General features: G+C 44.6%; 14 protein-coding genes. 6 read left to right on the top strand and 8 right to left on the bottom strand.

Going from position 1 to position 11,896, the window contains the following annotated elements; all coding sequences use genetic code 11:
- Nucleotides 1-28 precede the first annotated feature (28 nt).
- A complete protein-coding gene (locus VC159_RS04195; RefSeq protein ID WP_323472826.1) occupies nt 29-823 on the bottom strand; it encodes a lysophospholipid acyltransferase family protein in 795 nt (264 codons plus the stop codon).
- Between the two features lie 104 nt (nt 824-927).
- On the opposite strand from VC159_RS04195, the gene VC159_RS04190 reads away from it, so the two are divergent.
- From VC159_RS04190 to VC159_RS04175, 4 genes are read left to right on the top strand one after another with little or no spacing between them, the layout of a single operon-like run.
- Nucleotides 928-1,737, top strand: a complete 810-nt coding sequence (locus VC159_RS04190) for a UDP-2,3-diacylglucosamine diphosphatase (protein WP_416350425.1) — start codon at nt 928-930, stop codon at nt 1,735-1,737.
- On the top strand, nt 1,734-2,762 hold the full coding sequence (locus VC159_RS04185) for a glycosyltransferase family 1 protein (RefSeq protein ID WP_323472825.1): 1,029 nt from the start codon (nt 1,734-1,736) through the stop codon (nt 2,760-2,762). The genes VC159_RS04190 and VC159_RS04185 overlap by 4 nt, the downstream gene beginning before the upstream one ends.
- 11 nt (nt 2,763-2,773) lie before the next feature.
- On the top strand, nt 2,774-3,178 hold the full coding sequence (locus VC159_RS04180) for a diacylglycerol kinase (RefSeq protein WP_323472824.1): 405 nt from the start codon (nt 2,774-2,776) through the stop codon (nt 3,176-3,178).
- Between the two features lie 19 nt (nt 3,179-3,197).
- Nucleotides 3,198-4,121, top strand: coding sequence for a GNAT family N-acetyltransferase (locus VC159_RS04175; protein ID WP_323472823.1), 924 nt, complete (start codon nt 3,198-3,200; stop codon nt 4,119-4,121).
- 71 nt (nt 4,122-4,192) lie between these two features.
- Here VC159_RS04175 and VC159_RS04170 read toward each other — a convergent pair whose 3' ends face one another.
- The 6 genes from VC159_RS04170 to VC159_RS04150 all read right to left on the bottom strand — a co-directional run bounded on the left by VC159_RS04170 (nt 4,193) and on the right by VC159_RS04150 (nt 9,424).
- The gene (locus tag VC159_RS04170) at nt 4,193-5,674 is read right to left on the bottom strand and encodes a Ppx/GppA phosphatase family protein (RefSeq protein ID WP_323473558.1); all 1,482 of its coding nucleotides are present in this window, start codon (nt 5,672-5,674) and stop codon (nt 4,193-4,195) included.
- A gap of 193 nt (nt 5,675-5,867) precedes the next feature.
- A complete protein-coding gene (locus VC159_RS10430) occupies nt 5,868-6,080 on the bottom strand; it encodes a GDCCVxC domain-containing (seleno)protein (RefSeq protein ID WP_416350424.1) in 213 nt (70 codons plus the stop codon).
- A 54-nt stretch (nt 6,081-6,134) separates the two neighbouring features.
- Complete coding sequence (locus VC159_RS04165; RefSeq protein WP_323472822.1) at nt 6,135-6,851, bottom strand: MgtC/SapB family protein; 717 nt, start codon at nt 6,849-6,851, stop codon at nt 6,135-6,137.
- A gap of 18 nt (nt 6,852-6,869) precedes the next feature.
- Nucleotides 6,870-8,615, bottom strand: a complete 1,746-nt coding sequence (locus VC159_RS04160) for an alkaline phosphatase (protein ID WP_323472821.1) — start codon at nt 8,613-8,615, stop codon at nt 6,870-6,872.
- Nucleotides 8,616-8,719: 104 nt separating this feature from the next.
- Nucleotides 8,720-9,226 (bottom strand): arsenate reductase ArsC, encoded by a 507-nt coding sequence (locus VC159_RS04155; RefSeq protein ID WP_323473557.1) that lies wholly within the window; start codon nt 9,224-9,226, stop codon nt 8,720-8,722.
- A gap of 21 nt (nt 9,227-9,247) precedes the next feature.
- A complete protein-coding gene (locus VC159_RS04150) occupies nt 9,248-9,424 on the bottom strand; it encodes a hypothetical protein (RefSeq protein ID WP_323472820.1) in 177 nt (58 codons plus the stop codon).
- 349 nt (nt 9,425-9,773) lie between these two features.
- On the opposite strand from VC159_RS04150, the gene VC159_RS04145 reads away from it, so the two are divergent.
- Both VC159_RS04145 and VC159_RS04140 read left to right on the top strand, forming a co-directional pair.
- A complete protein-coding gene (locus VC159_RS04145; RefSeq protein WP_323472819.1) occupies nt 9,774-10,250 on the top strand; it encodes an MgtC/SapB family protein in 477 nt (158 codons plus the stop codon).
- Nucleotides 10,251-10,334: 84 nt separating this feature from the next.
- Nucleotides 10,335-10,535, top strand: a complete 201-nt coding sequence (locus tag VC159_RS04140) for a hypothetical protein (RefSeq protein ID WP_323472818.1) — start codon at nt 10,335-10,337, stop codon at nt 10,533-10,535.
- 3 nt (nt 10,536-10,538) lie between these two features.
- Here the strand turns inward: VC159_RS04140 and phoR are convergent, their stop codons facing one another.
- A complete protein-coding gene (phoR, locus tag VC159_RS04135; protein ID WP_323472817.1) occupies nt 10,539-11,837 on the bottom strand; it encodes a phosphate regulon sensor histidine kinase PhoR in 1,299 nt (432 codons plus the stop codon).
- Between the last annotated feature and the right edge of the window lie 59 nt (nt 11,838-11,896).

Here is an 11,896-nt window from a genome sequence, read left to right as displayed (position 1 = left end):
CTTATAGCGGGGGAAAATGACACTTTTGTTACATAGAAGGCTGATTGCCCTTTAATTGATTAGAAATCGCCTCTTGACTATGCAAAGCCAGCCATTTTCGGTCTCTGGAAGCCTCAGGACTAGCTCCCGAGGGTGACAAAAAGGTAAGCTCCACGATCAGGTTCCGATCCTTCAAGATCTTAGCCATGGATTCTAGTAAACCCATCTCACCCACAAATGCTGGCACTTCACTTTTCATACCAGATGACAATGATTTATAGGTAATTGCAAGCGAATAGACCGGCACCTGAGCAATAACAGCCGATTCAAATAAATTGGGCTTAAAAGGTAGGACGCCCTCACCTATTGTGGAGGTGCCCTCCGGAAAAATGCAGACTGACTGTGCTTTAAGTACATCACTCACTTCATTAGCAACATGCTTTCCATGACGAGCGTTATCACGCTTGATAAACACCGTACCCAGTTGCCTTGCCATCCATCCAAATATAGGCCAACGCTCTACATCAGACTTTGCTACAAATCGAATGGGCTTAAATGCATTAATAGCATGTATGTCCATCCAAGAGATATGGTTTGATGCCAGCAGGTAGGGAGTAATAGGCAGAATTTCAGGGTTCCTCAACCTTAATTCAATACCAAAAATAGATAACAGTCTTTTTGACCACTTCTGAATATGCCTATTTTTAGTTTCCTGAGTGGCGAATGGAAACTGAAAAGACAGAGTCGCCAATCCAGAAATCACATGACTCCACACTAAAATCCACGACCATGCAGTTGTACCAAATTGCACAGGGGAATGTTTCGGAGGCTGATTCTGACTCATATGAGTTAAGAATATAAATCAATTACTAAAAATAATTGCATCGTCATAAAACTGTCTTAGAACTGTCATGCTGGTTTCATACTCAGTAGGCTTAATACTGTTTCATGATGCATTACAAAGCCATCTGGATTTCAGACGTACACCTAGGAACATCAGGGTGTCAGGCAGACTACCTTCTCGATTTCCTTAAGCACAACGAAGCAGATAAATTCTACCTAGTTGGCGACATTATTGATGGCTGGAGACTGAAGAAGTCTTTCTACTGGCCTCAATCACATAACGACGTTATTCAAAAGCTCTTACGTAAGGCGCGCAAGGGCACCGAAGTCATCTATGTCCCCGGAAATCATGATGAAAGCGCTAGACAGTTCTTTGGAATGTCTTTTGGGGATGTCAAGATAGTTGAAGAAGTCATTCACACAACCGTAGATGGTAGAAAGCTATGGATAACCCATGGCGATCAGTTTGATGGCGTGATGCAATATGCTAAGTGGCTGGCTTATGTTGGTGACAACCTCTATTCGTTCATTCTTTATATAAACCGTTACTTCAATATGGTCCGCGCCAAGATGGGCCTGCAATATTGGTCGCTATCTCAATACTTAAAACATCAAGTCAAAAATGCTGTCAGCTATATCGCAGACTTTGAACACATCATGGCCAGAGAGGCCCGCTTAAGAGGCTGTGATGGCGTAGTTTGTGGACATATTCACAAAGCAGAAATTCGCGAGATCGATGGTTTGCTGTATTGCAACGATGGTGATTGGGTCGAGAGCCTTACTGCCTTAGTTGAAACACAAACAGGCGAACTCCAAATTATTCACTGGACACAGATCAAGGGTGAGCCAGTTGAGTCACCTCAAATCACTCTTCAACCTGCTTTCGAATCACTCATCAAAGAGACTGCACTATGAAAATTATGATCATTACAGATGCATGGGATCCACAAGTAAATGGCGTTGTCAGAACCTTGAAACAAACCCGCGCTGAATTAACCGCTATGGGACATGAAGTGGAGATGATTACTCCAAATGGATTCAAATCTATTCCCTGCCCCACCTATCCTGATATCGCACTCTCATTATTCCCAGGCAAAGAGGTGGCTCGTCGTATTAAAGAATTCGCACCCGATGCCATGCATATTGCAACAGAAGGCCCGCTAGGTTTATCGGCTCGCGCCTACGCAGTCAAAAATTGCCTACCTTTTTCCACGGCTTATCACACCCGTTTCCCCGAGTATGTCAAAGCACGTACTGGCATTCCTTTAGCAATTACCTATGCTTTTATTCGCTGGTTTCATAAACCGTCAATGGCTGTCATGGCTCCAACGATTGTTGTTAAGGATGATCTAGAAGCTTATGGTCTAGATAACGTGGTGCTGTGGTCGCGAGGTGTTGATCTGGATATTTTTAAGATGCAGGATTCGAAAGCCTTAAATACTGCACATCCTATATTTTTATATGTGGGCCGAGTTGCCGTAGAGAAAAACATCAACGCATTTTTAGAAATTGATTTACCAGGTTCAAAGTGGGTGGTTGGAGACGGTCCGGCAATGGCTGGAATCAAAGAAAAATATCCAGAAGTGAACTATCTGGGAGTATTACAGCAGCATGAGTTGGCAAAAGTGTATGCGGCGGCAGATGTATTTGTATTTCCTAGCAAGACCGATACATTTGGCTTGGTGTTACTCGAAGCAATGGCATGCGGCACTCCAGTTGCGGCTTACCCCGTGACCGGCCCAATTGATGTTCTGGGAAATTCCAATTCAGGCGCCATGAATGAAGACTTACGTGAGGCTTGCATGCAGGCCCTCAAAATTCCTCGCGAGGCAGCACGTGCACATGCTGAGAAATTCTCCTGGAGAGCGGCCTCAGAGCAATTCGCCAATCACCTTAAGCCTGTACCAACAACAGAAGTTCATGTAACAGCACTAGCCTAAGAAGACCTATCTTGAACTCCCCATATCACATAGATCAGAATCCCCATAAGGGAAATCGAGGCCTTGCCAGAGCGTTGCATGCGGCCAAGAACTCTTGGTGTGGCTTGGTTTATGCATTTATGGAAGAGAGTGCCTTTAGACAAGAGCTGACTTTATTTGCTTTGCTAACACCAGTCGCCCTCTTGTTGCCGATCACACTGCTAGAGAAATCATTACTCATTTCTTCATTGATGATGGTGCTGGTGATTGAACTATTGAACTCCAGCGTAGAAGCGGCGATCGATCGAATCTCATTTGAGCACCACGATCTCTCTAAAAGAGCAAAAGATTTTGGTAGCGCTGCAGTCATGCTTGCGCTATTTGTGGCAGCTCTACTCTGGGCTGCGGTCTGCATCCCCTTGCTCCTGAAACTTTAATTACCTACTAAGGCCAGCCATGTCTGATATCCCTAATCCAATTGGTTCATTTGAGATTTTCACTCCCAAGAAAGTCAAAGCATTAAAAAGAAATAAGCCAAACCCCCTTAAAAAACTCTCCAAAAAATTGGCTAAAAAGCTATTTGGCAAGAAGTTTGTGACGAAGACGAGAGCTGAAATCAGAGAAGTGGAATCCATTCCTGCCGCTCAGATCGAAAAGCCTAAAAAGCCAGCCTTCCAAATTGTTTGGGCAAGCACTCCAGGCGAAATTAAAGAAGCGCAAAGATTGCGTTATAAAGTATTCGCCGAAGAAATGGGTGCCAACCTCCCTAAGAACGCTGAAGGCTTAGATGTTGATGAATTCGATTCCTATTGCGATCATCTATTGATTCGCGATCAAGATAGCCTGAAAGTTGTTGGCACCTACCGTGTACTGCCGCCACATAAGGCACAAGAAATCGGTCGCCTCTATTCCGATTCTGAGTTTGATCTATCTCGCATTGATCACTTACGCCCTAAATTGGTTGAACTCGGTAGATCTTGTGTTCACCAAGACTATCGCTCAGGCGCAGTCATCATGGCCCTTTGGAGTGGCTTAGCTCAGTACATGCAGAAGAATGGTTATGAAATCATGCTTGGCTGCGCCAGCATTCCGATGGCTGATGGCGGTCATTTTGCAGCGAGTCTCTATAACTCCCTGGGCAATGATCAAATGGCGCCAACAGAGTTTCATGCTTTCCCGCGCTTGCCTTTGCCTTTGGATAAATTAAATGGCGGTTTAGATGTTCAGCCCCCACCATTGATCAAGGGCTACCTAAAGCTTGGGGCAAAAATTTGTAGTTCACCAGCCTGGGATCCAGACTTCAATACGGCTGACTTATTGACTATGCTGCGCCTTTCAGAAATCAACCCGCGTTATGCAAAGCATTTTTTAGGTCTGTAAGCATCCAGCATTGACTCTTAAGCAAAAAACCACTTCGCTTTGAAGTGGTTTTTGTATTCTGATATTGAGATTTACTTAAAGCTCACTTGGTAAGAGCGCCCGACCCTTTCCCATTCTGCCGCCTCTTTCATAAGGCTAAATTCAGTCAAGGGATGCTCAGCAACCCATTCCTTTGGCAAACTAACTAAATATGAGCCGTCATGCTCAGAAACTTTTACCTTGGGAAAGTTGGTGTCATTTCGACCACGACAAAGCACTTGAGCGAGGCGCAAGCAAAAGAGCATGCGCCAGTCTTCAAAGCTAGCGTTATTTGCTAGCTTACCGAGTTTGCCAGTATGCCCAATGAGCAATGCTGCAAGCCTGGCCTGATCATTTTTAGAGAAGCCGGGCATGTCTGCATTGCCTGCTATATAGGCAGAATGTTTGTGATATCCGTTGTGGGAAATAGACAATCCGATTTCATGCAAATTGGCAGCCCACTGCAATAGCGCTACGTTATCCGCCCTACTTTCCACCTCAGGCTTAGGCAGTTGCTGTAGAAAATCAGCCGCCAATTTACCAACCCGATCAGCCTGCTCTCGATCGACGGTATAGCGTTGCATAAATTGCTCTACGGTTACATAGCGCATATCGTGATGTTGTGATCGGCCAAGTAAGTCGTACAAGACTCCACTACGTAATGCGGCATCGGTTACTTCCATTTCTTCGATGCCTAATTCATCGAATGCTGCCAACATAATCGCTAAACCGCCTGGCCACACAGATCTTCTGTCGTCCTTTAGGCCCTCTAACTCCACTTGATTCACATGTTCATATCTCAGCAAGTGTTTCTTGAGATTCTTTAAACCTTCGCGGGTAATAATTCCACTTGCGCTATTGACGCGACCCATCGTCAAGCCATCGCTACTTCCATTGAAATGATTATTCCCAATGAGATCCGCTAGCGCTCTAGCAGTTCCGGAAGAGCCAATAACCTGCTTCCAACCGCTTCTTAAATAAGCCCCTGAAATCACCTGTATTTCACGGCGTGCTGCCAACTCAGCCTCTTTAAAGGCGTGAGCATCAATATTCCCTTTGGGGAAAAAGCGCATGCTATGAGAGACGCAGCCAATATAGAGACTCTCCATCAGCTTTGGCTCATAGCCTTTACCGACAATGAATTCTGTAGAGCCGCCACCGATATCAATCACCAGCCTATTGCCCTGCACAGCCTGAACCTCATGTGCTGCTCCGATATAAATCAGTCGTGCCTCTTCGACGCCGGCAATCACTTCGATTGGAAATCCTAGGGCTACTTGCGCATCCTCTATAAATTGTTGAGAATTTTTGGCAACTCGCAAAGTATTGGTAGCCACAGCACGAACATTACCAGGATCAAAGCCGCGAATGCGCTCACCAAAGCGCCGGATAGCAATCAAGCCGCGTTGATAAGCATCATTACCTAGTAACTTGTTCTCAGTAAGACCAGCAGCCAAGCGAACTGTCTCACGCAAGGTATCTATAGGGCGCAACTGAGTACCGGATGGAGTATTTACCGCTTGGGCCACCAGCATGCGAAAACTATTCGATCCCAAGTCGACCGCAGCTACAAGGTCTGCTGAATGAACTAAAGAATCTACGGGATGGCTGGCCAAAATATTCCCCAAAAATGGAATGCTGTATCAATTATGTCTATTTTATGTAAAAACCATGACATCTTGATGAAATCAACAGCAAGCCTTTGTGGCTGGGATATACGAGCCTTGTTTAGGCTGCTAAGTTTTGCTCTGAGCTAGAACAATCGCGATTACCGAAGCTACACAAAATGCAGCAATCGCCAGATTTTGGCTTCAAGATAGCGCTACAGGAGTGACAGCGGTATAAGTGGTGAGATGTACCATGCTCAATATTGATTGCCTCTGAAGCTTGGCAATGAGGGCAGGTAACGATAGATTCTATAAAAGCAGCGGTTGTGTTCACAACGCAATACTGAACCAAAATTATTTCAGTATTGTGTCAATCAAAATAAATAGCTTAATCTGTTGTACTAGGACTCCAGAATGCCTGAGTTACGAAATCTTGATCAGCAATTTTGGTAATTAACTGATCCATCTCATCCCCATCAACAGCCGACGCCGTTAAAACCGCCTGAATTTCGACATCATCGCCTCCAAACTGATGCACCTCAATATCTTGGGTTTGGTATCCCGCTTCTTCTAGCGTCTTAATAAATTGCTTTAAAGCATGTTTTTGAGCATGCTTAGGAGTAATGATATATACCGAATTAGTCACCTCTACTGATTCAGTATCAAGTGGCTGCTTATTGATTAGGCTGACAACTGGACGTAGCAAAGTATTTGCCGCAAGAACAAAAACGGTCGCTAAGCAAGCCTCTAGAATTAAATCGGCTCCCGCACATGCACCCACAGCGCCTGATGCCCATAAGGTAGCTGCAGTATTAATACCTCTAACGTTACCCTCTTCTCGCATGATAACGCCAGCACCTAGAAAGCCAATGCCCGAAACAACGTATGCCATGATATGCACAGCTCCATCATGGCCAGTGAGGCGATTGCCAGCATCTACAAAGATTGCGGCCCCTATAGCAACTAGGATATTGGTTCTTAAGCCTGCAGTTCGTTGGCGGTATTGGCGCTCTAAGCCAATTAATCCACCCAATACAAAAGCAGCACAGAGACTGACGCTCGTATCGGTCAGTGATCCATAGTTAATGTTATTAATGAATTCCATAGCAGCTTTAATCCAGAATTATTTTGATCCTAAGCCTAAGGATTGCACCATTATCTTAAACACTTCTGTGTTATCCATAAAGCCCTTGAATTTTTCTGAACCAGGGCCCATGGCATTCAGAACAGCATCATCCGCCGTATGAACACCGGACTCTTGGTGCGAAGGGAGATTTCCGCCAACATGGATAGCATCTTCCTGCAATTGAATGTACTTTGGGTTGGCTACATATTTACCGGACTCGTCTTTAACGGCGGGAACAAAGGTACCATCAAGTTTAGGATGTAAGGTTTCATAGTGATCGGGGTAATTGCCATAAAAGAATGCGATGCGCTTAGACACATCTATCTTGTTTGGATAACCCTGTATATCGGCTTTTGGGTAGTTTGGATAACCGGCTTCAGCATAGATGCCCACCTTTTCACGTAATGGCCCAGGCTTTTCATCATGCACTACCCCGCTAATAGATCCGCTATGGGTATGATCAGGCGTCACGATGATCAAAGTATCCGGATGTGTTTTTGCAAAGTCTTTGGCAATTTGCACGGCATTGCTCAGCATAATGGTGTCAAATGCAGCACGCTCCCAATCTAGAGGGTGGTTGAACTTATCAATCAAAGCTGCTTCTACCATTAAGAAGAATCCATTGGGATTTCTAGAGAGTACGTCAATGGCTGATTGAGTCATCTCCGTTAGATCTGGCTGGTCTGGAAATTGTTCAACCGTATTCTTCTTGAGGTACAAGCGATCCAGTGATCCATCCATATTGTCTGGATGAAAGACGCCGAATAACTTTTTAGTCGTCTTATTTTCAGAGGCAGAAAGCAACTCCTGTTTTGTAAAGGCCAATTGATACCCATCGGACTTAAAGCTATCCACTAAGCTTTTCTCATCCTTACGCTTTGAGCCCTTGGTCGATTGCGGATAAAAATAGGCGGAGCCGCCTCCAAGAATCACTTCTGCACCACTTGATAGGAGTTGATCAGCGATATATTGCTTGTCTGCCCTACGCCTTGTATGTGAAACCATGGCACCTGGCGTTGCATCTTCCAACTCTGCATCAGAAACAATGCCGACTGCCATCCTGGTATTTCGCTTGATCAGCTCTGCTATCGTTTCCACCTTGGGATGCGAGAGATTATCGCTAGCTCGGGATACATAAACACCCATGGCATTCACTGCTGTCTTATGTCCTGTTGTATATGCACTCATAGAGTTTGCAGAGTCTGTAATCAGGGAATCAGACCCTGAAGTGCCAATCATCGCGGTACTAGGCATGTCGTCAAACGCCAATCTGCCTTGATATTTGCCCTCCTGTATCCCTTTTGATAGCACCCTAGCAGTTGTGCGGTTAGCAATCGTCATGCCATCGCCAATGAAGAGGATTACATTCTTAACTCGACGTGGACCGCTTGCATAAACATCCCAATTGACTTGCAAACTTTCCTGGGGTGCCCGAGCCACGATTTGATATTTGCCTGTCTTGGGTAGCTGAACATCTCGATACAGAATGGAACTACCCCTGCCATTTTCATTAGAAATAAACTCGGGTTTGATGCTAATGATTTTATTTATTGGCACGCCATTGAGTTCGATTACTGCATCCCCGGAATGAATGACGGCATTAAATTCAATCTTTATATCAAACTTAGATCCGGCCAAAATGGCAGCCTGATCAATTGGGTAAATCACAGCCGCCAGAACTAGACCTGGAAAAATGCAAAATAGGATCGTATAAACAGTCTTGAGTATGCGCAAGGTATTCATGAAGGAAGGCAGCAAAAATGAGTTAACCTAAACTATCTTCCAGTCCGATGACAGTTTCATGACACTCATCCTAAACATATCTAGCCTGCTATAGGCAAACCGACCTACCTAAACTTTAAGCGATGATGAATGGACTGTAGTTCATCCTTAATTTGCATATGATCCAATTTATCCAATGGCAAGTCCATGAGCAGGTCAATCCGATTTCGCAACCCCATTTCAACTTGCCTGAATGCATCTAGCATGGCCACATCCCCAGCATCCACTGCGGCAGGATCAGCAAACCCCCAATGGGCGCTAGCAGGATGACCTGGCCAGTATGGGCACTCCTCCCCTGCAGCAGAGTCACATACGGTAATAATGAAATCCATATGAGGAGCCCCATATGCCCCAAACTCATCCCAGCTTTTACTGCGTAATAGTTCAAGCGGATAACCCAGCTCCCTTGCCATTCGTAATGCGATTGGATGGACATACCTCGCGGGCCTAGATCCAGCCGAGTATCCCGTAAAGCGACCATGACTTAAGGTATTCGCCAACACCTCACCAAGAATTGACCTAGCAGAATTGCCTGTACATAAAAATAAAATATTGTACTTTTTGCCCATTATTTTTATGTACAGCTATGTCTATTAAATAATTTCATCTAGACGGAGAGAGAATCTCCCATCCATCAGAAATTGGTTTTGATGGGAATCTACTCGCTGATTGTGTGAGAAGATTTCTTTCTCTATATTTTCAATTGTAGATTTTTCATCGACACCTATTCTTAGCGCCAATGGGAGATACTTAGCAAGATTTTCAGTCATTCGGAGTGAGGTCCTATGTATAAAGATAAGGGCGATCTTAAGCTGAATTTATGGCAGTTTTATTAACATGCGAAATATCAGCCTCAGAAAATCTAGGCCTCAAATTAACTACCTAGCCTATGCGAGACGTAGCGCTTTGCATAAGCCCGTCTTGCCTCGTACCATGCCTGCCAAATCAATAATAGAAATTTCCTCATTGCGACATCCTTTTGTTTAAAGATTTATTCCAAAATACTTTCATGGCAAGTTTCACTGTGGAACATGTCAAGGTGATGGCTTATTTGTGACCATTCAAAGCGACTGATATACACTGAAACAATAAGATGTACGCTTATACAAAAGGATCTACATGACTCATTGGGATTTGTACGGCACTATCGCCCTTAGATTGGGTCTGGCTTTGCTTGTGGGTACCGTTCTGGGTCTAAACCGCTGGCTTCATCACAAACCAGCAGGCATTCGCACGCATTCGCTAGTAGCCATTGGTTCTGCCACTGCTGTTTTATTGATTGGCGACTTCGTTCAAGATGATGCGCAATCAGTCAGCCGGGTTTTACAAGGCCTCATTACGGGCCTTGGGTTTTTAGGCGCCGGCGTCATCATTCGCGAACAGAGGTTACAAAAAATCCATGGCCTCACTACCGCAGCAAGTATTTGGTCCTGCGCGCTAATTGGCGCCGCTTTTGGAGCGGGTCAATTTGCCCTAGGTGGACTCAGTCTGGGGGCTATTTTGCTCACACTGATCATAGGAGGCCCCCTAGAAAGGCTTGTGACCAGAATGACTGGAATCAAAAGAAGTTCGGAAGTATCTGGGGAATCCGACTAAAACCCTCATTGAAGCCTCAAAAGGCAGTTTTGTCATATTAGTTTGCTAGGATTGGCCCCATCTTGATCCTAAGTTGAAAAGAATATGAGCAAATATCTATACGAAGACGCTGTAAAACAATTACAAGAGTCTGGCAGTATTAGCCTAGTGGATTTAAAAAGCCTTCCCCATGAAGAGTTAGTGGAACTGTTAGAGGAGATTAAGGTTTGGTGTCTGTATGCAGACGGCAAAGCCGAGAAACTACCTAAAGAATCCAAAAAGAAGAAGAAAAAGAAAAAAGATTAAGGCTTAAGAAGTAACGCGCTCTTTAGGGAAGCGGAGCATAAATTTACTACCTCTTCCCGGAGTGCTCTCTATTATCAGCTGAGCCTGGTGCCGATTGGCAATATGCTTCACGATAGCCAATCCCAAACCAGTTCCACCCGTATCTCTTGACCGACTTCGATCTACACGATAGAAGCGCTCAGTTAATCTTGATAAGTGCTCAGATGCAATGCCTGGACCCGTATCAGTAACCGAGAACTCACCCTGCCCTTGCTCGTTAACATTCCATTCAACACCGATAGAACCAATATCAGGCGTGTAGCGAATAGCATTAGATACCAAATTACTGAATGCAGAAAGAATTTCTCTTTCATCGCCCAACAAATTACATTTTGAATTCACATCAAAATTGAAGGCGTGGTTGCCCTGAGAAAGCGCTTCAGCATCATTCTTCAGCAGTGCCATTAAAGTCTCGACTTTTACTACTGTATTTGTGGCTGGTAGCGCATTTGACTCAAGGTTTGCCAAGGTCAATAAGTCCTCAACCAAACTCTTCATCCTCTGAGCTTGGGACATCATCATGTCAAAATATTGATCCTGCTGATCCTTCTTCAGCTCCAGGGACTGAACGGTCTCCAAGAAGCCCATCAATACAGTAATCGGCGTGCGCATTTCATGAGAAACATTGGCCACGAAGTCGCGACGCATAGCATCCGCTTTTTGCAAATCAGTGACGTCCTGCACTAAAAGTAAATGGCGCTTTTGGCCAAAGGGAAAAGCTTGCAACATCAAACTCAAGCTACCATCGGGTCCCATACGCTCCATTAATAATGGCTCATCAAAATTACGCTTATTTAAATACTGTATGAATTCAGGGCGTCGAATTAAAAAATTAATGCGCTGCATGACATCGCGTTTAAAGATGAGCCCAAAGAATCTCTCGGCAATGCTGTTGCACCATTCAATTTGGTCGCTCTCATCGAGCATGACGATTCCATTGGGAGAGGCCTGGAATGCCTCAATAAAGTGCTCGTGTTGCTGCTCAATGCTTCGGATATGTTGCTTCAGATTTCTGACTAGGCGTTGAAGTCTAAAAAATACCTCCTCCCAAAATCCACTGGGTAAAGGCATACTTTCAACAGAATCGGTAAGGATATATTTTCTGAGGCGCGCTAAGTTAATGTAAGCGTAGACCAGCGGGATGGAGATTACCGAAATTCCCACTGCGATAGCCCACTGTGCACCCAATAAAGACAATGTTATGAACGCCAACACAAATGCGACGCAAATAATGACAAAGAAACGGGTGAGTACAGATAGCATGATGCAATATTAGAGCATCTCCAAAAAAACTCTGGAGATTCCCAATAAAATCGTCAAAT

This window comes from Polynucleobacter sp. JS-JIR-II-c23 (genome assembly GCF_035011225.1).
Taxonomy (GTDB): Bacteria; Pseudomonadota; Gammaproteobacteria; order Burkholderiales; family Burkholderiaceae; genus Polynucleobacter.
This window is presented reverse-complemented; position numbering and strand designations above follow the sequence as displayed.

Excerpts from the sequence above, each read along its gene's own strand:
- VC159_RS04160 (WP_323472821.1), bottom strand. The coding sequence starts at position 8,615 with ATGAATACCTTGCGCATACTCAAGACTGTTTATACGATCCTATTTTGC.
- VC159_RS04185 (WP_323472825.1), top strand. The coding sequence starts at position 1,734 with ATGAAAATTATGATCATTACAGATGCATGGGATCCACAAGTAAATGGC.
- phoR (WP_323472817.1), bottom strand. The coding sequence starts at position 11,837 with ATGCTATCTGTACTCACCCGTTTCTTTGTCATTATTTGCGTCGCATTT.
- VC159_RS04175 (WP_323472823.1), top strand. The coding sequence starts at position 3,198 with ATGTCTGATATCCCTAATCCAATTGGTTCATTTGAGATTTTCACTCCC.
- VC159_RS04195 (WP_323472826.1), bottom strand. The coding sequence starts at position 823 with ATGAGTCAGAATCAGCCTCCGAAACATTCCCCTGTGCAATTTGGTACA.
- VC159_RS04145 (WP_323472819.1), top strand. The coding sequence starts at position 9,774 with ATGACTCATTGGGATTTGTACGGCACTATCGCCCTTAGATTGGGTCTG.
- VC159_RS04190 (WP_416350425.1), top strand. The coding sequence starts at position 928 with ATGATGCATTACAAAGCCATCTGGATTTCAGACGTACACCTAGGAACA.
- VC159_RS04170 (WP_323473558.1), bottom strand. The coding sequence starts at position 5,674 with ATGCTGGTGGCCCAAGCGGTAAATACTCCATCCGGTACTCAGTTGCGC.
- VC159_RS04140 (WP_323472818.1), top strand. The coding sequence starts at position 10,335 with ATGAGCAAATATCTATACGAAGACGCTGTAAAACAATTACAAGAGTCT.
- VC159_RS04150 (WP_323472820.1), bottom strand. The coding sequence starts at position 9,424 with ATGACTGAAAATCTTGCTAAGTATCTCCCATTGGCGCTAAGAATAGGT.
- VC159_RS04165 (WP_323472822.1), bottom strand. The coding sequence starts at position 6,851 with ATGGAATTCATTAATAACATTAACTATGGATCACTGACCGATACGAGC.